A 21532-nucleotide genomic window follows, 5' to 3' on the forward strand; every position below is an offset into this window, starting at 1 on the left:
AAACACCTGTCAAAAGTGGCTTTACAGAAAATCACCTTGTGTTACTGGAAAAGAAAGGCTAATTTTAGATTGCTTAAGAAATGGAGTCTATCTTCTATTTTTGGCTGGTGGACTTAAAGAACCGGCAAATCTTAGAAACGTAGACGGTGATTAAGGAATAAATAGCATAGGTGAAGTTTGGAGGATATTCTACATCCTAACTTTCAATGTGTTTTCTGACTTGATATATATGATATCGAATCATAAGATATATGTCATAGGTCTATGTAAATTTTACGGAGACGCTATTTCGACACACTTTGCCATCTATTCCAAAAACTATCCTACTCAGGAGCGCGAATGACGTTCTTTGTTTGATGTTTGCGTGAAAACCATAGCTGCTGATCTAAGATCAAGCTTATGATTAGGGTATTGCACTTACGGTTCGTTGTCATAATCATTTTCTGGTTTATGATAACGAGACACTGCAAAAGCTTACGTATTGCGATTTGACAAAAATCAATAGAGCGATACTCAAAGCTTCCGAACTGGCACCGTCAAGAGCCCCATAACCTAAATTATGTTTCCACAGAAGACTTACATGAGCATCGCTCTATTGGAATAATACCTTACAAAGATAGAAAAACCAATAGAAAACGAGCTCACGATCTACTCATGTGGAATTTGACGGTTTCGTTCACGAGTGACATCGTTTAATAGGCAAAGCCTACTAGTTAACTGTCGCTATTTCAATTATCTAAACAAATATAGAAATAAATATTCAAATGGACGACTACTCGTCCATTTATTTTAAATAATCTCGTAGGAAAGTTTAAATGGACAACAATCAAGAATTGGAAATCTTCAAAGAAGATTTTATTAAATATCTTAAACAAACATTTTGTTCCCCATATAAAGTTGACGGAAACAAAGTTAGCAGAAATGAATATGCTGAAAAAAGTGGTATTTCAAGAGGCACACTTTCTAGGTTAAATGAAGGGGCAGGTTATGATGTACCGCTTTCTACAATATATAAACTTTGTAAATTCGAAGACATTACACCAAAAGATCTTTTTGAAAAATTTGAAAAATATTCGTCATTAAAGGTATAGGTATATGATTAAGAAAAAAACATCGATATGCTTGTCCAACTTAATCTAAAATTACTGTATTAGAGTTTGACTTTTTGAGCGATCAATTGTCTAAAGATGTTTCTTAAAAATACATATATCTGAGTATTGCAATATACTGGCTAAGGCTTTTAAAACGGTTTTGGGATAACCTACTTATTTTGTTTTGCAGCCTGCAAGTTGTGTCTTTGTACGTACAGTTTTGCTGCGTCAAACCTACCATACAAAAACGAACTTGCCTTAATTATTTGCAAGATCTTATCTCGCAAATAATTAAGGGGAAATAAAAAGTTCGCAACTCACTTTTGTATGTTTGGCAAATACACTTTATAGAAATACACTTATTATAAGTTGAATAGAAGTACGCTGAAGAACTATCCAGCGATCTCTATATAGCCAGATATATTCACATCCTGATGTCTAGATATATATATATCTAATTTCTATTTCCCTTTGCTACTTCATGCGACCGTCGGGATCTGAAAGAAAGTGCCTTTGTGCTGCAAGCTTAAAGGTTTTTTTGTGTAACAAAAACACAAACTTGCTTCCTACAGACAGCATAAGTTTAGCTTTCTAAATTCTTAGCTAATATTTGTGCCGTTTACACGACCAAACCGTTTCTTAAAAAAAGTTTTAGGTATGATGATCTGATCGGGATTTTCCTGCACTATTATACAGGTGTATTGTCTTACTCATTCGGCCGTCCAATAAACTAGGCTTCCCAACTTGGGATGGTAAGACGGCTTGTAATGGATATAGCCAAATTCATCCAGTTCGCGTATACATTTGTGATAGGTTGCAATGGATGCAATCCGGCTGTGTGCCATAAGCTTTCTGCGAGTGACAGCAAAGGGGCTGTTAAAACCTCCATGCTGCCAGCAGACAAAAAGTGCAGCAAATAAACTTACATGCGTGGACATCATCCGACTATCTGACCCTATCTTTCCGAGCCATTTGCCGTACTCTGCCATTTTGATTTGAAGACTGACTATTCTCATGATTTACCTCCTTCCATCATTTTCTGAATATCTTCCATGGCATAGAATATGATTCCGCCAACTTTGCGGTAGGGCAAAACCCCGTTAATTCGGAGGTTTTGGAGTGTGCCTGACGAGATATTCATAAGCTTTCTAACTTCCGAGCTACGTAGCCAGCGCGGTTTGTTTGAAACTGGTTTGTCACTGCTCGAAAGTAGTTGTTTAATTTCCTGAATTAGTTCTGTTTTGAATTGGTTTAGATCTTCTTTAGTCAAGATGTTTACTTGCATAATGAATTGAATAGTTAAACGTACAATTGCAATAGGACTCTCCTACGCATTGCGAGCAAAACTCGCAAATACGATCCATCAGCGGATGACCACCTGACACCGTTGGTCACCAAACGAATATAGATTGAATCAATCCTTTATCATTCTTGGAATAATGGAAAACAACTTTTTATCTTCTGGTACTTTAGAGCCTTTAGTAGCATCTTTTGCAGACTTTTGCACAAAATAGTTCCGTGCTGTATTAATAGGAATATCCTTACCCTGATGCGAGAAGTATTTGGAAATAAGTTTATAGTAAGGACTATCATAATCTGATTTCAAAAGTTTTCTGCTAGACCTCGGTAATGTCAATTCTTTGATCTGGTGAATCAGGTCTATAAGCGTTGGCAAGTGATCATCCTGAATCATAATTTTAAGCGAGACCTCGTACTCTTCTAGTTTTTTTAGGCGTCTATCTCTCTGCTCAAGCTTCCTATTAAGTTCAGCTATGATTGAATCCTTTTTCTTGATCAATTCTCCCTGTGGAAGCATATTGTTATAATCGTAATTAGACAAGAAGTCTCTAAACTCTTTTAGTTTTTGGATATTGGAGACATAACGTGGATGCTTCGCCGAAAAGGGATCTTTGGTTTCAAAGTAGCCAATACGAACATTGACAATAGACCAGACATGCGAAAAGAAAATCTTCTCCCTTGTGGAAGGATTTCGGTTTGAAAAGTATTCCAGATGAAAACTATAATAGCTCTTGAAATCAGAGTGGTCAATGCTATAAAGTTTCAATAAAAAGTGATTATCATCATAACCTTTTTTCAATCCCAATATATTGCCAAGCTCATAAGGATGAGCATTTATTTGGAAAGGCTTTCTGCATTTAAAATATCTAATCGGCATATATCAAATTTAAGAAGTTCATTGCTAAAAAGTGATTTGAGAGATCCAAATCGTGTATAACGCTATTTACATAGGGTAAACCGCCATTTGATAGGAGGATATTTATTTAAATGACATAAAAATATGGTAACGAACAGTCGATCTTAGTGATTTCTATATGACTGGGCATACATATATCGAAATGCTCAGATAAGGAGATGGATAGATATCCAGATCTACAGATATTTGGACATGCCAATAGACAAACCTATAAGCTCACGGATAACAAGCAAGTGATTTTTCGGCATGCCACTCCGAATGTATTACTAATGGAGAAAACTCTTTACTCGAATCATTCCTACCAACATTTTGGAAAGATAATACAAAATCGAATCAGTAAGGGATATCACGAAAACACGTTTTAATGGCTAACTATCAAATAAGGTAGCTCAATATGCCGTAATATTAAACGTTCATTTTGTGAGACAAGTCTTCAAAAGTATTAGATGATTCTATATGTGCGATAAATGGGTTCTACAGATGCTTATATCTGTCAAAGCAGAACTGTCCGTTGTGGATGACCTTATCGCAACGGGCTTCCGCCACGGCGGCGCGGAGTACGGTCTGATCCGCGGTATGCCGGCAGGTATTTGTTCGGAACTGCAAAGCATTCAGTGCCGCTGAGCCCGGTTTCAGATCGTCGAGTACAGGTTTCATAAGAAGCGTTTGGGCAGCAACCGCCGATATCTAACGAAGGAACGTGTTATTTTGCATCGATATCGTCGAAAATGTTGCGGGTTGTGGTCGTCGTCAGCGGCGCTTCGGCGCTGGACAACACCCTTTCCGGCCGTACCGCGCGATCGTCGAAATTATTTTCCTCGACCCAGTCCTTGGCCCGAGAGATCTCCGCTTCTACCTTTTTGCTTAGCGCCGGCTCTTCACCGAAAACTTCCAGCAGGATATTCATCCGGTCAAAAAATTCTTCCATATGATCTTCTGAGGTATCGCGATTGTATTCCCGGAATTCACCTTCCCTTTTGCGCCGCAGTTGATCTAGTTGCGGTAACAAGTTTTCCCTTACCTGCTCGCGGACGGCAGCCAGCTCGGCCTCCGTGAATACGGTTTGCAGATCCTCATCCTTTAACAGGTACAGATCCTCGCCGCTCTCAGTGAAAGAAATGATATAGTCCGCGAAAGCCTTGCGCTGTTCTTCTGGCAGCAAACCTTCTGTGTGCAGCTTGATCACCATTTCGATCTCGGCAGAGTAATAAAAGCTCATCGAGGGCTTAAGGATCACGTCGAATAGTTCCGGGTTCCGTTCCAGGTACTGGCGGATAAATTCCCGCGAGGAGCGGCGTGTCAAAAAGATCAGCACCCGTCGCTGAGCATCCCATTGTGTGAGCACCCTGCTTTTATAGACGGCCGAACGGCGGAAAGCAGCCAGCCGTTCCAGCATTACTGGGAACATCGATTTGGGAACGATCAGAGCCTTTTCCAGGGCAACATCCCCGCAAGTGACCTGCTCGAGCACTTTGGCCAGATCGGTACCTTGTAGATAGGTCTCTAATTGTTCAGGGCTATCGGCAATGATGGCAGCGTAGGCATCGCTGATGGTCGGATGTTTAAACCGCCAGATCGCAGCATCGTCGATTACCGTGAATTGCACCAGGCTGTTGCGCATGGCCTCCAACGCCTCGATACAGCCGCCTGTCGTGCTCCCTAAACGCACGATTGCGGCTGCCTCGTCAGCCGCTAATACGAGCGGGCTGTTCAGCTGCCCGTTATTCATATAGATCAGCGCCAAGGCCGCCTGACTGTCTTTATCCAGGTTCCGGATCACATCTTTAAGATGGCCTTCCTGTTTATCCACGAAGTCCAGTACTAGTGGTTCCCACAGCTGTAAACCGTTCGTAAAAGCAGGGTCAGCGAGCCGGCGCGCCGTTTCCGGGATGAAGCGCTCGTGAGCGGCGACAGCCTGTAAGAACGGTTTCACGTCGCGGATAAATGCCAGCGGCTGGGTACCCAGCTTGAGGTGATTATACAGGATCTGTTCTTTTTCACCGCTTAGCAGCTCTTGCACATCGATCACGACTTGGCTTTCATTAAAAAGCGGGAAGGCACCTTCCTTCAGGTCTGCCCTGGCTCGGCGGTAAATATAATCGCGGGAAGTCATGACGATCTTGATCCCCTGCTGGAGCATGGAGCGCACTTGGACAAGTTTGTGGTTCCAGTTGCTCACAAGGATAGATTCATATTGCGTCATACCAAAGGCATCGTCGATCCAAAAGAACTGCGTCGGGTCTTCCGGGTTCCAATGCATATTCAATTGTTCAGGACTATCCAGTTTAATAGTGGAAAGCGCCCATTGGTCTACGGCTGCCATCGCTAGCATAGAAGCGATGGTCGTTTTCCCCGCAGCAGCTTCACCGATAATGAGCACAAAGCCATGATCGCTCAGCGCTTTAGCTGCTTTATGATAAGCAGTGGTCATGACGATCTTGGCCAGATCTTCGCGCATGGAGGCCAATAGCTGCCGGGACTGCGCATAAGCCCGTTCATCCAGGATCTGGCTGAGGTCGCCCAGGCCATAGACCCGCGGAACCGACATGCGCAAATGTTTGTTCTCGGAGATCTGCGCGAAGATCCAGGTGCTGCCCAGTATCAGGCTTTGCCGCACGCCCAGCCCAACCAGCCGTTTCTTGAAGGCTGTCTCGAAGCGCCCCGTGATGCCGGCATTTGTGATAAGCACGTAACAATCGCATTGACCGGCATCCACGAGTTTGCTAATTTTATCAAATTCTTCTTCCACTTCACTTAGCTGCAGCTTGTGACCGGCCCGGTTGGTGAATTTGCACTGGATCACGAATTGACCGGAAAGGTCTTCTGCACCTTTTTGCTGCCAGGTGCCCGTAAAAGCGCCGTCCTTGCCGGCGTCGTTGGTATCTAAAAATGAAACCACCGTCTGACCGAGGATGTCCCGGCAGATCGTGTGACAGAGTTGTTGGAAGGCATGCCAGCCTAATAGATGCAGGTCATAAGTAATCATAAGAATAATAAAGGATAAAATCCATTTGCACAAATCCAGTAAAGATACAAAACAGTGGGTTTGCTTTTGTGACACATTTCCTCAACTTTAAAAATGTTTGAGAAAAAATAGAATTTCGAGATTGATTATGTCTGATTTTGGCTACTTACGCTTAGATATCCGAATTTCATAAAAACGTTTAATGCGATAAGTAATGAAAGATAGATTTGTGAAACAACATTTTGATACAGTATATGATATGCGATATAGACCATTAATGATTCTATTATTTTTGTCGCACAAAACGACCGTATACTGGTAAGTATACGTAAAACGGTCCCTAGATCGACTTAATACGGCAGAAGTATCCCCGGAGGATACTTAAAAGCTCGATTGCAACGCATCAAGCTATTAAAGTGAGGCTCTGCCCAACTTCCGCTTGCTTACTTGCTTACTTGCTTACTTGGTTACTTGATAACAAAACAAGGAAACTCGATTTTAAGGTTCATGTACAGGGAGTCTGCCAATCCTGCAAAACGAAAATTGACTTTCTAATCAGAAGTACTTCCGACAAAGATTGGGATAAGCGTCAGGATGGTATGACCATTACCATACAGAAAGTCGGACAATTTCCATCCTATGAAATTGGACTAAATACCACCCTAAAGAAATATTTGAATGAAGAAGACCAGTCAAACTATAAAAAGGCTTGGGTTTGCCTGTCCACAAGTTACGGCATTGGCGCATACGCTTATTTACGAAGGGTCATAGAAACCGAGATCAAGAGAATAATACAGGATATTGCAAGGCCTTGACTTTGATGGTGCAGAATATGTCAGGACGGCCTATGAAGCTTTTAAGGTAGATTTTCAGATGTCGAAACTGATCGATGTTGTAAATAAATATCTTCCAGGTTCCTAAAAGAACTGGGGGGCAATCCGATTAGATTACTATATGAACAGTTATCAGGTGGAATCCACGAATTTACAGATGAACAGTGCATAGAAAAGGTACACTACATAGACGTTTTGCTAAATTATGTGATTAGAAAGATAAATGAAGAAAAATACCAACTAAACGAAGTAAAAAAAGCCATGTTAGGTTTGAGGCAAACCAAATAAAACAGCCTTAAGGACTGAGATGGGTTCATTCTATAATTGAGCTCAGATTATCGACTAGGAGAACAGTTTGGTAAAATTTCTTAATGGTTACAAAGGGGACAAACCAGGATCATCGTCGATGCTAAAATTAAAGCGTTTGACCATCAAATTCTTTACTGCATTGAAATCCGGAAATTCGGATTTATGTCCGTTCAGTCCCCAGTTTTTTAACGTTAGCAAAGCAGCTTGTCGTAACTGTAATTCAAAGTCTCCATTGAAATAATAATCCAGTGGGATTTCTATATAATTTTCTTCTTCATCTGTCTTAAATAACTTTCCGAAAGTTTCCTGCACCAGATCGTACTCTTGCTCAGCGGTATGGAAAGTCTTTTTCTGCATTTCAATACTCACCTTATAACTCACTGTATGGTTGAATAATGCTAAAAGGATTTGCCAATCCAACCAGCCGTTTCCCCGTAGTTTCTTGATAAAATCGGGATAGCGTGGATCTTTTTTCAGACGCAAGAGGGTCAGGCGCATGGGAATCATACAGGCCAGGTATCTCTCCCTGATCATCTCCAGAGATTTTGTCTGCGAATATTTACCGCTGATACTTTCTTCCCATTGGAGCCCAGGAAATGTTGTTCCGGTAAAACCCGTATTTGGTTTTTCAAGTGATGTCCGGTTCGGTTCATCAAAATATTTCTGCTTAAGAAAGTATCTGTAAAGCCGTTGGTAGAGAAAATCTGCCATGGTTTTCCCTGCAAGATCTTCTTTTTCCAGCCTTTGTTGTATTTCGTTTTCAAGTTCCTTAGAAGGAAGTAAACTGAGTTCGTCCAGTATTTTCTTAATACATACAGCCATAAAAGCACAGTGCATTTGGATGGCCTGATAATCTTCCTGAATCACGGCAGGCACTTTAACTACCCATTTATGGATATCGTTTGAAGCTTGTCTAATGGGCGCCTCCCAAGTTTCGCCAATGAGAATCTCTATCTCGATTTTGCTTTCTAAAAGATGCAGGTCAGTTTTGCTCAGTCCCAGATCTGATACAATGATTTGGAATACTGCAATAAATTCCTCTGCGACCGAATTGGTCATCCAGTCATTTTCGAAACTGAATTTCCAGTTACTTCCTAAAGCATTCCAGGAAATCGTTCGGTGTTCTCCTGCATCATTCAATGGAATGTCATCCAATTTTCTCTGTAGCAACGAACCCAATTCCTCATCCTTGACCGAACTGTTCATTTCGTCCACCATGGGCTGTAAAATGTCACTGTAGAATTTCCCCATTTCTTTTACTTCTGATGCGATTGCAGCAGCAATTTCCGGACTAAGCCGGGACCCAAGCGCAATGACAATTGCGATATCTCTTAAAGAATACATGAGCAAATTATCCTCAGGATCATATTCCCTGCTTTTGAATTCTCCCCTGTATAAAATAAATAGTCTGAAATCTTCAAGGGAGCTGATCCAGGCACCTTCTTTAAAATCAGCGTTCAGGATCATCGCAAACGCGTCTGAAATCCTATGATTGAGTGCGGCTTCTGATGTGGCGTGGCGTGCAGCTGATAGCGCGTAGTATTTCGCGGCAAGATGACAGCCGATCAGAGAGTAAAGCTGCGAAATATTAAGCAGTGCTAAAATATGTCCATCCCTGGTATGATCATGGCGCCAAAGAGTTTTGGCTTTGTGAAAATAATTGATCGCCCTGAGTACTGATTTAGGTTCTGTCGTATGGAGGTATTTTACGCCCCTTTCTAGATATACCTTGGCCAGGTCGTGATCTGAGCTTTTTTTTGCGACAAAGGGCATCAATTTATCTGTAAACTCTTCCAGGCATTCAATCTCATCAATATCGTGGTCTTGTGTAATTAATATTTTAATGAAGTTGGTTAATCGGTTAGTCAGTTCTTTGACGTCATATTGTGTGGCAGAATCCAGTAGATTAAGAATTTTATCCAGATGCACAAAAGTGTCATCCATAATGGTTTCGCTATCAGGATTTATGGTATGGTGCAAGGTCAAAAGCGCGGCGATAGCATGGAAATAGCAAACCTGGTTCGGATCTTTTGCTTTCTTTAATTCACCATTGGCCATATGCAATATACGTTCTCTCCAATATGCTATTTCTTCGGCCTTGATATCTACTTTGCCGAAATGTATAGAACCCTCTATCAGCCCGACTAAGGCAGAGGCATCTTCTAAAGATTCCACATCCCCGAAATTTTCAAATTCTGTAAAATAAGCTCTGATTTCAGCTTCCATTCCCTCCATAGTGCCGTCTGGTGCGGCTAACATATTAGGCCTAATTGTTGTCCAAATTAGTTCATAAATTGCTTTTTGCCTGTAAAATTTAGGAATATCGGGCAGATCTATGTAGAGCTTTAGGAGTGTCGCCCAGGTATTCCAATGGTGTTTTAAATATCCTGCATAACGGCAGTAGTATGAAGAATTCAAAACTTTAAGAAATTCTGCTTGCCGGAATTTCGCTATTTTGTCGACATTACTCCAAACCTGATAATCCTCATTGTAGCCCTTGTCTCCTTCATCTCCGCTATCGAGCAATAGTTTATCCAAAAGTGGCGCATCCAGTTTGCGATCTTCTCCTTCTGTCTGAATAGACCTTTCACTTACGGCATAATATAACCGGGCAAAAACAATTTCTTTATTTTGCTGGGCGATAGGGTTTTCTAATTTTGATATCTGAACATGTATTCGTTCTATGACCTCTTCCACGGCCTTTTCTGCTGTAATATCGCTGAAATTCCATTTTATGGTCTGAGCAAACCTCTCCCATACCTCTTCCGATAATTCAGCCAGGATTAATTTTGCAGCTTTGATTTTTTCCAGTAAAGCAAGGTCTTTGACACCTTCATTCGCTGAATCAGCATATTTCAATACAATTGATTTCACCTTTTCAGCACATTGTTTTAATAGCTTTGGATCAAGGTTTTCCTGGTGGGTTTGCCATTGTTTCAATAGTTCAGCATCATTGTCCTTGTACTTGCGAGTGATGTCAGCATTCGTTTCAAAAATAAATTGCTGTTCATCGAACTTATATTCTCCCTTAACGAACAGCATGAAAAAATGACTGATCGCTTTGGTCACTTCTATGCTACTGAAGGAAAAATTTTTACTGGAGTAGAGTTTTAGCTGGGTAAATTTTGAACTCCACTGATCCAGATCGCGCTGAAAAATATCGTCCTCATAATCACAATATATAATTTCGTTATTTTTACTGTTGTAATTTTCCAGCCAGTTTTCCAATGCCCGGAGCTTCTGGAATTCATAACCCCTTAGCGCTTCAGCGGCATCGGTATCTTTTGAAAAAATAAATAACTTATCTAAACTCATGATCTATGTATTGTGAATTATTTTAAATTTCTTTTATGTCCTGTAATCATTCTACGATGCTATTCCCTGAATGATCCCGTTGATTTGCCGCTGGCTAAGGCTGTATCTTGGTATGAACTGAAAGCCATTTTGCTGCATCTGCTCAGGAGAAGCGATGATTGAGCCTCTGCCTTTACCAAACTGGGTTACGACCATTTCTCTTAAGGATTGTGGAACATTTCCATAGTAGATCGTCCTGAAAAAAGATGCATCTGCAATGAGACCTGCAAACTCAAGCCAACAATGACCATCCCATTCACCAACGATCTCTGTTCCATCCTCTGCGTCTGGGAAAGGTTCCTTACAGACAAATATTTTTTTGCTATTGTAATGCAGATCACCACAGATTACGCTTACAGGAATGTTGGATTGATCGGTGATGATCGCTGCCCACATTGCTGAAATTTGTGTGCAATTAAAAGCCTTTTGCGGCATATTCATAAGCACGTCCTTGACCGCTGCCTGTATGAAAGCCATATCGTCTTCTGTCAAATGGTAGGACAAGAAACTTTGAACCTGGTTCTGGTCTAAATTCTGCGCTAGCGCGGCTGTTAAAATCTGGTTTCTAAACATTTTGTTAATTTATAACCGCTAAAATAACGAACTTTAAGATGTATTTAAATTTCATAATTTCATTCCATGATCAGTGAAGAAAAACTCAAAGGAGATTTAGGTGAAGAAGTAGTAAATACCCTTGCCTTTGACACCTATTTGAAGTACTGGTGTTATCCGGGTCCAAAAGATGAAAAGGGTTCGATGAAGGAAATCTGTGATCTTTTGATCCTATTCCGGGATACCATGATCATTCTTTCGGTCAAAAACTATGGTTTTAAGGGTAATTACGATCGATATTTCAGATCTACTTTAGATAAGGCCGTTTCACAGATTGCCGGTGCGGAAAGGAGGCTTGCCGACGGCAGCAGGGAACTGTATATCCGCCATGCTGATCTAGGTGAAATGAAGTTCGAATTTGGCAAATACCAAAAAATTCACCGCATCATCGTCAATCACAATACAGCCCCACTTTTCTACCCTGGAGGTAGGCTGACTTCCACTGGGAAATATGTTCATATTTTTAACTGGGATGCCTTTCTTGGTATAGTGAAGGAACTGGATACTATTCCTGATTTCATCCAATACCTTCAAGAACGGGAACTGGTTTTTAAAGACAAAAAAACAACTATTATGAATGGCACTGAAGAAGCTTGGGATTCAGAAGTTCAGCGTTCTTTTTATGATTACAATACTGCGCAACTTGATTCTGGCCCTAATTTTTTATTGATCTCCGGCACTGAAAATGATTTGCTGGCTGATTACCTCTGGCATGACCGCAAGTTCAATAAGTATTTTTATGACAGTAGCTACAATGGCGGTAGCTTTCAGTTGGATGGAAAGTGGCAGGATTATTTGTCACAAAAAGAGGTTCAGCGCAAGAAATCCGCTGATTTTGCGAGTTATTTTGTAGACGAATTTTTGAAGAACGAGGTTTTATATAAACAGGACTCCTCTAATCTGGAATTGGCAGTGGAATTATTATCGCTCAGTCGGTTCGAAAGGCGCATTGTTGGCTCACAATTCCTATCCATGCTTTCCCAGTACAAGAATTTGGCTAAAGAAAATATCGTCAGGAGGTATGGTAAGACCGGTGATCTGGTTATTGCTTTTGTACTCTATAGCAGGGATATTCCTCGGGAAATGATGACCTTACTTTCTCAGATCGCTGCGGAGGGATATGCCTATTGGAACAGGTATCAGGATAAGAAAATTGCTATTATTGGCTTTTCACAGGATGGTGTAGGTTTTATATTTGGGTTGTTGAACGCCGAGCCGTTTTCAGCCGAACGCGAAGAGATCACCAGGCTGAATCTAGATGATTTAAAGTGGTTCACCAATTTTGAGGTTTTTATGGTTAATCACAAGGAATACCCTGATGAAAAATAACTTGCTAAGTAATGTCGCAACCGGAATTTATAAAAGGGATAGATAAAGATAAGATCATTAGGCTTTCTGAGAAGATCAGGGAAGCATGGAATGATTATTTTTTGGAATCGAGGTATTGTCAGCAGCAGATCAATTTCGGCCCTGAAGAGCGAACGAATCATATGGGTGACCTGCTGAACTATTTTGATGATACCATCGAACTTTTGGAGCAGATTCCCTTAAAGCCAAATTACCAGCTCGCTCTATATGACACGGTTTCGGTGCTTCAACTGATATACATTGGACAGGATCTGATCGATGAACTCCGGTTTGTATTTAAGATGCCTCAAAGTAGTGGTGCAGACAAATTACTCATCAGGACGCTGCGAAATGAACTTACAGGTCATCCCATCAGCAGGGATAAAAAGAACAATTTTATCTCCTCGGTGTTTTTTACCCGCAATTCCCATGGAAAAGTTATTGAATATCTGCGTTATCACAAGGAAAAGGATTATAAATCTGAAGTTATCCGATATGAGTGGTCTGAAGTGGTCAAAGTACATGAGACCTATCTGCTAGGCAACTTAAAAGAAATACTGGCTACGATCAAGGATAAGCTTAAACATTACCAAAATCAGCTTAGCCAGTTTCTGAAATCCTTTCCCAGAATTTCGTTTGATGGCCTGGTTAGTAAAACGGAGCACTTGATGGAGGTTTTTTTCGAACATTCGAGTTTGTATTCTGACTCAAATTTGCGCTATTTTTTCCAGCGGTGTGACTTACATCAACGGTATTCCCATTGTATAAACTGCTTTATCCGTGACCTAAAGCGGGATTTGTTGCAGGTAGAAATGGATCTTAAACAATTCAGGGCCGGTGAACTGCCAATGGAGAATTTGAAAAGCGTTCATCAGGTAAAGACTAAAATTGTTTTTACAAAAGGCTCTGATAAAATTATAGAAAGCAAACAGATAGAGCGTAATATCAGATATCAATTTTCGAAACTCCGTGATAAACACCCAATCTTTGGGATCGATTATTTTATCGAAACCTATAAGGATGACCCCGAGCTACTTTCGGAGCTTAAGCACATGCAGAGCGTAATTGGAGACGATCGAGAGTTCTTTTGCTCTTACGAATATCTGCGCCATCTGTTTACCACCAAAGGCTTGCTTTGATCTCGGTTTGATTAGTTTTGAGTTTCATCTCTTTTATTTTTCTTGCAGATGAGCCAGATGAATATGATGATCGTAAAAATGCTGGTTATACAAATTACGGCTGTTTTTATGGTTTCATACTGGATTTGATGTACAACGTTGAATAGCATCAATGAGTCAGTCATCCAAGTGGTGATTATTTTTTCTGTTTTCATTTCAGTTTCAGGATCTTTTTGTTTTCCCACTGCAATGATCGTCTAAGGGCATTGACTTCTAAAGGACACTAGATAGTTTGGATTTCAGTAAAAATTAGTAGATATTAACCGGATGATTAAACACTTTAAAAGTCTTGCGGACATTGAACGTCATTTCAATTACGGATGGGATTGCAGAGAATAAATAGAATCACTACGCTGGAAGGATGGACTCTTCTCTCCGTATACCGGTTTAAAGAATGTGAAACAAATCGGCTTTTACGATACTTATGTATGTTTGGATACTGGACGTTCATTTTCCTCGCTGACTGGAACTATCTTTGCCAATAGTAAGGTGAAGTTGCTGCACTGGTTTCAAGTAATATGGTTGAACTGGCAACATCCTGAGCTAAGCAGTGCTGAGATATCAAGGCAGGTAGGCATCAATCAAAAAACGGTATGGAGTATGCTTAAAAAAATCAATGCCGCTGAAAAGCAAATCTAACACCACAAAAATGAAATTTTTAAAAGTTTTAGCACAAGGTATCATGCACTATGGAGATACACCAATTTTGGTTTACAAATTAGAGGACGGCACCTTAGCCGTCAATAAGAGGGGTTTTGTAGCTGACTTAGTAAAGCACTCAACAACTAAAATGCAAGTATTAGTGGTCATTGTTCCAGAATAATGGTGCTTAGATACTAAAAATATAAAGTGATGGACTTGAACAAAATCATTTCAGCCAATGAACCTAAATTTGATAAATGGGATGCACAATTTGATGATTTCATTGAAGCGCAATTTGAAGCCCACAATTTAGATAATGAAGAAAACGAACGCAGGTTTTTCCAGACTAACGAGTTGTTGATGGATATTGCCAACAACTTTTTAATTTACGGGAAATTCAAGGATAAGTGGGACACTTCAAAATGCTACATGAACTTTTTCGGTCAAAATCTGATACTCAAATCAGAAAAAATGGATATGACCTTTCTATGGGGAATAGATCGGGAATGTTTTTATCTCGATTCCAGTATCCCTTATGCTGAAAACCTGAGGTTCATGACAGACGATTTTTGGAGCATGGTATTGGAATTAAAGAAATATGGAGAATTTGAATTCGATGGAGTGGGCAGGGTCGATGTAAAAAAACGACCATATTTAGAAAACAAAACGAGCACGGTCTTTCAAATGATCCGAAAATATACCATAAATCAAATTGAAAAGCTAAATGCTGATAATCCTCAACAGCCATCCTATATGGAAATGGGTAGCTTTAAAGTTAAATGGGATCTGAAGACGGATTGGGAAACTTTGCTCAAAGAGTCGTGCAGTGCCTTTAAGATGCTCTACTCTATTAACTATCAGCTCTGGAAGATCACTGACCTGGCAAACAAAAAAAAACGTGCTCGCACTTAAGCGCGATTTTATTTTACCGAAACATACTAGCTTATTTGATTTTAGTAACTTCATATCTCCCAGTCTCCAATGATTTAATCGTTAGATTTTAACGTTACTTACCAAAATATATATTCTATTATTGTAAAGGACCTGTGTCTTTTAAATCCAGCTAAATAATATTTACTTTGTAAAAGTATTCATAATACTTTTTGACATAAATAGATTCTACAAGAAGCTGGAATAGAGCTGCTGACTAGTGAATTCAAACTGAAATAATGTACCTTTAATCCATAGGATTTTAGAATTGTAAATCAATATTTATTTGATGCATTTTTCGGTGCGAGAAATTATTAATTTAGTTTAATTACCTATTATTGAGATAGTTAATCTCAAAATACAAATTCCTCACCTTCCGTAATCTAGCCTTCCATAAAAGGCTATTCAAATTCAAATTGTCGATTTTAAGAATACTAGGTTGACCTTTTTTCACCAGATTTTACAAGAACTCCTATAAAAAAGGTTCTTTCAAAAGGTATTCTTTTTTGAATAAAACAATTGGCGTTGGAGTTTAATACTAAATTTAACACTGTTGAGTGATCTATTCTTTGCAAAAACACATCACAAATATTTTTTTTTAAAATTACAGTTCGTAAAAATTCCTTATCCCGAAAATCTAATTTTGGTTTTGATTCCTTACTCATTATGCTTTGTTCATAATTCCTGAAAATCAACGATTGTTAATTGACATCGTAATTTGCACGTATTGTGGATACATACTCTTCAAACTTATTATGATTGTGCATAACCTGAAACTTTCGTGAAGCATTTAGTAAATCTCTAAGCAATGGTTCTATTTTTTTCTCTCGCTCTATTCTTTCTGTATTGGATGCAACCGTGTCAATCGAAAAATCAAGAGTAACACCTTTAGTTAGATTCATGATTCTATTAAGAGAACTATGAACTGATTTTACATCTTTTCTTAATTTATCGAAAAAAGTCTGTCTAACTATCAGACTCAAACTTTTCACCTCGGATTCATTGAATGAGCTATTATAAACTATAGAAATGTATAAATTTAAAATCATATTTACCTCCTCGGAATAATCGTAAACCATCGATTCAAAACTCAATACCGTTTCAACAAAAACCTTTTTCTCATGGGACGTCTGAAAATTGTATGGTATGAGCTGATTATTGAACCCCATCCTGTTGAAATCCGCCCATATTGCTTGTGAGTTACCCTCAATATCCTTTTTTAATGTCTGTAGCTTATCTAACAAAGGTAATGTATAATCAATGTGCTTATAGATTATATCCAAAGCTCTATTATATTCAACATCCTTTTTATTTCGGAGCAGTTCTTTTTTTTGCTCTGCTATTTCCTCTCTTTGTGTTTGATATGTCCGATATAAATAGAATAAGGCAACACTTGAAACTATCAATGCCAATACACTTACAACAGCTGTAATATTTTCTGCTGTGTTTTCTGGTGCAAAGGAATTTACATACAAGCCGAGGATAACTCCAATAACTAAAACTCCACCAACAAACCCCGATAAAAAATCCTTCTCTTCTTTACCCATGATATCGTTACTATTACTCATTATCTTCTCCAGTGAGATCTACCATTACAGGAATTTTTAGATATGAAAGCACTAGCAAAAGATTAAATTCTATATTGTTAAACCTGCTACTGAATTGATTAAATAGTAAATCAAAATGCTCACTAGATTTGAAATCTCGATAAACGGCTTGTAGGTTAGTAAGTCCGTCTACCAAATTTTCATCGATATTACGCGTTACAATTTCGACTAACTCTAATTCAGTTTCATCACTAAATACAGTTTTGCTAATCTGTTTATCAAATACAGATAGTTCACTCTGAAGAAAATTCAGTAGAATATCGACACTCTCTACAAAATTGTTAGTAAAGAACGTAGGTTCAAAGTTAAATGAACGGTCTCGATTCCTTAATGGAGCGGAAATATCATTGAAAAATTGTCTAAAATTTATTCTATCTTGACCAATCCCGACTATTATATCTCTAAAACGGGATTCTTCGAAACGCGGTCTGCAATACTCAAGTTGCTTGTATATTACCTCTATACTTCTATTAAATTCCAAGTCTCGTTTGTTATCTCTCAACTCCTCCTTCTGATCTTCTATTTGATTTCTCTGCTGAATAAAGTTTATATAGAGAAAAATTAGTGTCAAGATGTGAAGAATACCTACACAAACACCCACGACAGCATTAATACTATTGTACCCACTTGAATCACCTATAAATTTTTTCCAGTAATCATACAATGCTAAGCCAAAGAATGGCATTAATAATGCTGTTAGAATTATTATAGTTGGTATTAGCCAAAAACTTAATAATTTTTGCAAGGTCATAAAATTCCCACTAAGATTAATAATTCTTCAAAGATAAGCCTTATCATACATATTCCTTCACCAAGAAGCCCAACCAAAAAGAATCTAAGGGATTAAATTCTTTACCATTCTCAGATATTAGCCTAACCTGATTTTATCAATAGATATATGGAAGATTTGATTATGAAGTCAGTCTTGAAAGTTTATCAGCAGATAAAGATCCAATTATAATTCTCTCAAAATGGCAATCATCGATTCTCACTGCAGTATAGGTAAGGCTACCTACCTTTATACCTAAATTAGGGAGAGCTTGATCCCAATTTTCAAATCTACATTAATCATAACTTTATCAGTGTAGAAATACAGATTTTTACAATTGTAAGAGGTTCGAAATCTACATTTATACAAACGCATTTATTTCCATTTCTACTTTTTCATACCTATCTTTATGAGGTAGCATTTGCAGCTAAAAAACAAGGTGAGCTTTTCGGTGAGTCACTTTTCAAAATATGGCTTTGAATACAGATAGACATTGATTTTAGGCTTAAAATATGATCCCAGCGGGATCACAGAAAAAAGCTAATCGCAAGATTAGCTTTTTTTGTTTTAACAGAGTAGGATTCGAAAGAACGTCTAATCTGTTTTCTGCTTTTGGAAGCTGAGGTATATGCGCGTAGACCAATCCAAAGAATACTAATAGAGATAATAGATTCTGTTCTATATTTAAAGGTTTTTAAAAGTCGTGATGTTAATTACGGTTTTTTTCTCAGCGTCAGGAGTCATGTTTTTGATCTGATCTCTCCTGAGCAAATTATTAATGGCACTTACTTTGCCTTTTTCCTGTCCATCAATAACAACTATATTCTGTTTGCGGATATTTGATTCGGCTATTACATGTAATTTTTTGGAAAGCGTTAGATACAGCATAAAACATATGAAGGCGATTAGAATATCGGATATTTAATTAGCTATTTTTGTTTAACAACATTACCTTGGATGTTGACAACGTAGTTCATAAAATAAATTTGAAAAATGAGAATTACCCTATTTGGCACGCACAAAGTAGGTAAAACCTCCTTAGCAGAAGAGCTTCTGGAAAAACTTCCCGGATACGCGCTGGAAGTAGAACCCTACTATCAACTGGAATCATTGGGCCATGAATTCCTTGAAGATCCCAGCGCTGAAGATTTCGTTGAACAATTTAACTACTCTGCCCAGTTAATTTCACAAAGTGGAGACAATGTAATATTCGATAGATGTGTACTCGACATCTTAGCTTATCTGCATATTCTTGATCCAAAGAAAAATATTCAGTTCCTTTTTGAAAAAGCCTTTGCTGTATTGGCCGAAATTGATCTTTTGGTGTTTGTCCCCATTGAAGAACCCGATTTGATACCTTGCCACAAGTCGGATCTACCCAAACTTAGATCTAAAGTTAATGATTTACTCCTCGATTGGATTGACGACTTCGGTATACAAGCTATTGAAGTAAACGGCACATTATCGAGTCGTAGTGACCAGATACTTGCTAAAATTAAATCCTAAGATGTTAGATTTTTATATTATCGATGATAAACAAGTAAAACCAGATTTTCCTGAAAAGGCAGGATTGGTTTTCGCTGGACAACTTGACGAAAAGACTTTCAGCAGTCTTCAGCAAAAAGGCATAATCGCTACACAATTTGACTATTATACGGATTTCAGGCTGAATACTGCTCTGATTAAACAAATTCAGCAAATTATATTAGACAAGGGATTCCAAATGGATACTGACATAAAAAGCTTCACTCAAATCCTTGACATTGCAAGTAACAAACAAAGTGGTTTAATTGCATATAGCGATTAAACATATCTTTTGCATGAAGCGCGGTCTCTCCTTCACTAAAACGGATCGTTTGAGCTCCCTATAAAGTTCATAAACTCAATTTTGGGCTCAACAGCAAGGTTTTTATCTCTTTGTTCCTGAAAATCGACAAAGCTCGGTATTCTCAGTAATTGATCCTGTATCTCATTATTCTTATATTGGGAAATATGTACGAAAGTATTGCTTTCACCACCCTGCAAAATAGTATACAGGAATTGTGTTCCATCTAACTTCCTGAAATCTTTGAGAAAGCTTTCAATCATTTTTTTATTCGCATGTACATAGTCATCGCGAACACTATAGGTTACTTTAACAACAATCATTTCTTTTATTAATTTATGTTTATAAATGCACAGCGGGATTTTCAATGCGCAAAGGGAGATTCTCGATTTCACGTAAACTGACGGTCGAAGAAAGCCTTTGTGAATTGGACAGCAAGATATGAAAAATTTGGGTCATTGGATCTCGGAATGCACGATCTATAAGAATATAAATACTGGCAGCTGTGTGTACCAGCAATAAAACTTGTGAATCCACATAAACGATTCGGTACAACACAAAAAATGAGACTAACCATCGGGATTTTGATACGATTTGATCAAATTTAAACCTGTTATTTCATTATTTTCACCCATTCAATAACATTTATAAACAGTTAGCAAGTCCATAGACATCTTCGAAATACTATCAGAAGCCATGAACAATAAAAACCTTTCTACAAAGCCACACTATCCCATTTTAGACGGACTACGAGGAGTCGCAGCGATTATCGTTGTAACCTTTCATCTCACGGAGCCATTGGGAACAGGACATCTCGATATCTTGGTCAACCATGGCTATTTGGCGGTTGACTTTTTCTTTCTTTTATCTGGCTTTGTGATCGGTTATGCCTATGATGATCGCTGGCATAAAATGTCTATTGGCACCTTCTTTAAACGCCGTATTGAACGCCTTCAGCCGATGGTTATATTAGGTATGACTCTTGGCGCAATAGGCTTTTACTTTACAGATTCTACAATCTGGCCACTTATTCACACCGTTCCGCTCTGGAAAATGCTTTTGGTAATGTTCATTGGTTATACGATTCTCCCCGTTCCCCTCTCTTTGGATATTCGTGGCTGGCAGGAAATGCACCCGCTCAATAGTGTCGGCTGGTCATTGTTTTTTGAATATATTGCCAATATTCTATATGCCATCGGTATTCGCAAACTATCCAAAACAGCTTTAAGCATTTTGGTCTTTATTGCAGCTGTGGCACTAGCCCATTTGGCGATCACAAGTCCTACTGGAGATGTTAGCGGTGGCTGGACATTAAATGCTGAACAAGTGCGGATAGGAATCACCCGTACCATGTATCCTTTTTTTGCGGGCCTCCTGCTCTCCAGAATAACAAGCCCAAGTCGTATCCGACATGCATTTTTGTACTGTAGTATTTTAATCGCTATTGTGTTGTATATGCCTCGTATAGGCGGAGCAGAACAGCTCTGGATGAACGGGATATATGAGTCGGTATGCATTATCATTGTATTCCCCTTGATTGTTTACCTGGGGACAGGCAGCATATCAGGCAACAGAATAGAAAATAAGCTCTGTAAATTTTTGGGTGACATCTCCTACCCGTTATACCTCGTACACTACCCTTTCGTCTATTTTTATGTTGCCTGGATCAGCAACAATAAGGATGTGACGCTTATAAAAGCTTTGCCTTATGCCCTATTGATTTTGGCGGCGAGTATTGCACTGGCCTATATCAGCTTGAAATGGTATGACGAACCTGTCCGCAAATGGCTCAGAAAGAAATTGGGCTAATGCATAAAAAAACTGCCGGCATAAGGGGTCAATCGCTAAAAATAGT

Annotated in this window: 21 protein-coding genes; 10 read left to right on the forward strand and 11 right to left on the reverse strand. The window is 38.9% G+C overall.

All coding sequences use genetic code 11. The features are described from left to right. The first annotated feature begins 815 nt into the window (after window positions 1-815). Window positions 816-1091 carry a helix-turn-helix transcriptional regulator gene (locus A9970_RS06535; protein WP_182981707.1) on the forward strand — a complete coding sequence of 92 codons (276 nt, stop codon included), beginning with the start codon at window positions 816-818 and terminating at the stop codon, window positions 1089-1091. Between the two features lie 710 nt (window positions 1092-1801). On the opposite strand, the gene A9970_RS06540 is transcribed toward A9970_RS06535, so the two are convergent. From A9970_RS06540 to A9970_RS06555, 4 genes are all read right to left on the reverse strand, one after another. Then, the gene (locus A9970_RS06540; protein ID WP_182981708.1) at window positions 1802-2107 is read right to left on the reverse strand and encodes a hypothetical protein; all 306 of its coding nucleotides are present in this window, start codon (window positions 2105-2107) and stop codon (window positions 1802-1804) included. After that, on the reverse strand, window positions 2104-2376 hold the full coding sequence (locus A9970_RS06545; RefSeq protein ID WP_182981709.1) for a helix-turn-helix domain-containing protein: 273 nt from the start codon (window positions 2374-2376) through the stop codon (window positions 2104-2106). Before A9970_RS06545 ends, A9970_RS06540 begins: the two co-directional genes overlap by 4 nt. Window positions 2377-2505: 129 nt before the next feature. After that, window positions 2506-3267 (reverse strand): hypothetical protein, encoded by a 762-nt coding sequence (locus tag A9970_RS06550; RefSeq protein WP_182981710.1) that lies wholly within the window; start codon window positions 3265-3267, stop codon window positions 2506-2508. Between the two features lie 742 nt (window positions 3268-4009). Further along, a complete protein-coding gene (locus A9970_RS06555) occupies window positions 4010-6367 on the reverse strand; it encodes a hypothetical protein (protein WP_220801527.1) in 2358 nt (785 codons plus the stop codon). A gap of 359 nt (window positions 6368-6726) precedes the next feature. Between A9970_RS06555 and A9970_RS06560 the strand changes: the two genes are divergently transcribed. After that, window positions 6727-7086 (forward strand): hypothetical protein, encoded by a 360-nt coding sequence (locus A9970_RS06560; RefSeq protein WP_182981711.1) that lies wholly within the window; start codon window positions 6727-6729, stop codon window positions 7084-7086. Between the two features lie 393 nt (window positions 7087-7479). On the opposite strand, the gene A9970_RS06565 is transcribed toward A9970_RS06560, so the two are convergent. Both A9970_RS06565 and A9970_RS06570 read right to left on the reverse strand, forming a co-directional pair. Then, complete coding sequence (locus A9970_RS06565; RefSeq protein WP_182981712.1) at window positions 7480-10728, reverse strand: dsDNA nuclease domain-containing protein; 3249 nt, start codon at window positions 10726-10728, stop codon at window positions 7480-7482. A 51-nt stretch (window positions 10729-10779) separates the two neighbouring features. After that, window positions 10780-11340, reverse strand: coding sequence for a hypothetical protein (locus A9970_RS06570; RefSeq protein WP_182981713.1), 561 nt, complete (start codon window positions 11338-11340; stop codon window positions 10780-10782). 66 nt (window positions 11341-11406) lie between these two features. On the opposite strand from A9970_RS06570, the gene A9970_RS06575 reads away from it, so the two are divergent. The 5 genes from A9970_RS06575 to A9970_RS06595 all read left to right on the forward strand — a co-directional run bounded on the left by A9970_RS06575 (window position 11407) and on the right by A9970_RS06595 (window position 15458). Next, on the forward strand, window positions 11407-12708 hold the full coding sequence (locus tag A9970_RS06575) for a hypothetical protein (protein ID WP_182981714.1): 1302 nt from the start codon (window positions 11407-11409) through the stop codon (window positions 12706-12708). A gap of 11 nt (window positions 12709-12719) precedes the next feature. Next, the gene (locus tag A9970_RS06580) at window positions 12720-13865 is read left to right on the forward strand and encodes a hypothetical protein (RefSeq protein WP_182981715.1); all 1146 of its coding nucleotides are present in this window, start codon (window positions 12720-12722) and stop codon (window positions 13863-13865) included. Between the two features lie 435 nt (window positions 13866-14300). Beyond that, window positions 14301-14543, forward strand: coding sequence for a winged helix-turn-helix domain-containing protein (locus tag A9970_RS06585; RefSeq protein ID WP_182981716.1), 243 nt, complete (start codon window positions 14301-14303; stop codon window positions 14541-14543). A gap of 10 nt (window positions 14544-14553) precedes the next feature. Next, window positions 14554-14727: a hypothetical protein gene (locus A9970_RS06590; RefSeq protein WP_182981717.1), complete on the forward strand. Its 174-nt coding sequence runs from the start codon at window positions 14554-14556 to the stop codon at window positions 14725-14727. Window positions 14728-14756: 29 nt separating this feature from the next. Then, window positions 14757-15458 carry a hypothetical protein gene (locus tag A9970_RS06595; protein WP_182981718.1) on the forward strand — a complete coding sequence of 234 codons (702 nt, stop codon included), beginning with the start codon at window positions 14757-14759 and terminating at the stop codon, window positions 15456-15458. Between the two features lie 452 nt (window positions 15459-15910). On the opposite strand, the gene A9970_RS06600 is transcribed toward A9970_RS06595, so the two are convergent. The 4 genes from A9970_RS06600 to A9970_RS06615 all read right to left on the reverse strand — a co-directional run bounded on the left by A9970_RS06600 (window position 15911) and on the right by A9970_RS06615 (window position 18740). After that, on the reverse strand, window positions 15911-16141 hold the full coding sequence (locus A9970_RS06600; RefSeq protein ID WP_182981719.1) for a hypothetical protein: 231 nt from the start codon (window positions 16139-16141) through the stop codon (window positions 15911-15913). Between the two features lie 36 nt (window positions 16142-16177). Next, entirely contained in the window at window positions 16178-17023 is an 846-nt protein-coding gene (locus tag A9970_RS06605; protein ID WP_182981720.1) for a hypothetical protein, read from the reverse strand. A 13-nt stretch (window positions 17024-17036) separates the two neighbouring features. Beyond that, a complete protein-coding gene (locus tag A9970_RS06610) occupies window positions 17037-17834 on the reverse strand; it encodes a hypothetical protein (RefSeq protein ID WP_182981721.1) in 798 nt (265 codons plus the stop codon). Between the two features lie 702 nt (window positions 17835-18536). Continuing rightward, window positions 18537-18740, reverse strand: coding sequence for a hypothetical protein (locus A9970_RS06615; protein ID WP_182981722.1), 204 nt, complete (start codon window positions 18738-18740; stop codon window positions 18537-18539). 105 nt (window positions 18741-18845) lie between these two features. Here A9970_RS06615 and A9970_RS06620 point away from each other — a divergent pair, with 105 nt between their 5' ends. Both A9970_RS06620 and A9970_RS06625 read left to right on the forward strand, forming a co-directional pair. Then, entirely contained in the window at window positions 18846-19358 is a 513-nt protein-coding gene (locus tag A9970_RS06620; protein ID WP_182981723.1) for an AAA family ATPase, read from the forward strand. Window position 19359: 1 nt separating this feature from the next. After that, window positions 19360-19659, forward strand: a complete 300-nt coding sequence (locus A9970_RS06625) for a hypothetical protein (RefSeq protein WP_182981724.1) — start codon at window positions 19360-19362, stop codon at window positions 19657-19659. A 35-nt stretch (window positions 19660-19694) separates the two neighbouring features. Here the strand turns inward: A9970_RS06625 and A9970_RS06630 are convergent, their stop codons facing one another. Continuing rightward, window positions 19695-20000 carry a hypothetical protein gene (locus A9970_RS06630; RefSeq protein WP_153844623.1) on the reverse strand — a complete coding sequence of 102 codons (306 nt, stop codon included), beginning with the start codon at window positions 19998-20000 and terminating at the stop codon, window positions 19695-19697. A 373-nt stretch (window positions 20001-20373) separates the two neighbouring features. On the opposite strand from A9970_RS06630, the gene A9970_RS06635 reads away from it, so the two are divergent. Beyond that, window positions 20374-21486 (forward strand): acyltransferase, encoded by a 1113-nt coding sequence (locus A9970_RS06635; protein WP_182981725.1) that lies wholly within the window; start codon window positions 20374-20376, stop codon window positions 21484-21486. The last annotated feature ends 46 nt before the right edge of the window (window positions 21487-21532 follow it).

This window comes from Sphingobacterium sp. UME9, from assembly GCF_014170215.1.
Taxonomy (GTDB): domain Bacteria; phylum Bacteroidota; class Bacteroidia; order Sphingobacteriales; family Sphingobacteriaceae; genus Sphingobacterium; species Sphingobacterium paramultivorum.

Coding starts and splice junctions, on each gene's coding strand:
- A9970_RS06565 (WP_182981712.1), bottom strand. CDS start 10,728: ATGAGTTTAGATAAGTTATTTATTTTTTCAAAAGATACCGATGCCGCT.
- A9970_RS06550 (WP_182981710.1), bottom strand. CDS start 3,267: ATGCCGATTAGATATTTTAAATGCAGAAAGCCTTTCCAAATAAATGCT.
- A9970_RS06595 (WP_182981718.1), top strand. CDS start 14,757: ATGGACTTGAACAAAATCATTTCAGCCAATGAACCTAAATTTGATAAA.
- A9970_RS06615 (WP_182981722.1), bottom strand. CDS start 18,740: ATGCTGTATCTAACGCTTTCCAAAAAATTACATGTAATAGCCGAATCA.
- A9970_RS06580 (WP_182981715.1), top strand. CDS start 12,720: ATGTCGCAACCGGAATTTATAAAAGGGATAGATAAAGATAAGATCATT.
- A9970_RS06605 (WP_182981720.1), bottom strand. CDS start 17,023: ATGGGTAAAGAAGAGAAGGATTTTTTATCGGGGTTTGTTGGTGGAGTT.
- A9970_RS06570 (WP_182981713.1), bottom strand. CDS start 11,340: ATGTTTAGAAACCAGATTTTAACAGCCGCGCTAGCGCAGAATTTAGAC.
- A9970_RS06610 (WP_182981721.1), bottom strand. CDS start 17,834: ATGACCTTGCAAAAATTATTAAGTTTTTGGCTAATACCAACTATAATA.
- A9970_RS06635 (WP_182981725.1), top strand. CDS start 20,374: ATGAACAATAAAAACCTTTCTACAAAGCCACACTATCCCATTTTAGAC.
- A9970_RS06545 (WP_182981709.1), bottom strand. CDS start 2,376: ATGCAAGTAAACATCTTGACTAAAGAAGATCTAAACCAATTCAAAACA.
- A9970_RS06600 (WP_182981719.1), bottom strand. CDS start 16,141: ATGAGTAAGGAATCAAAACCAAAATTAGATTTTCGGGATAAGGAATTT.
- A9970_RS06620 (WP_182981723.1), top strand. CDS start 18,846: ATGAGAATTACCCTATTTGGCACGCACAAAGTAGGTAAAACCTCCTTA.
- A9970_RS06590 (WP_182981717.1), top strand. CDS start 14,554: ATGAAATTTTTAAAAGTTTTAGCACAAGGTATCATGCACTATGGAGAT.
- A9970_RS06630 (WP_153844623.1), bottom strand. CDS start 20,000: ATGATTGTTGTTAAAGTAACCTATAGTGTTCGCGATGACTATGTACAT.
- A9970_RS06535 (WP_182981707.1), top strand. CDS start 816: ATGGACAACAATCAAGAATTGGAAATCTTCAAAGAAGATTTTATTAAA.
- A9970_RS06540 (WP_182981708.1), bottom strand. CDS start 2,107: ATGAGAATAGTCAGTCTTCAAATCAAAATGGCAGAGTACGGCAAATGG.
- A9970_RS06625 (WP_182981724.1), top strand. CDS start 19,360: ATGTTAGATTTTTATATTATCGATGATAAACAAGTAAAACCAGATTTT.
- A9970_RS06575 (WP_182981714.1), top strand. CDS start 11,407: ATGATCAGTGAAGAAAAACTCAAAGGAGATTTAGGTGAAGAAGTAGTA.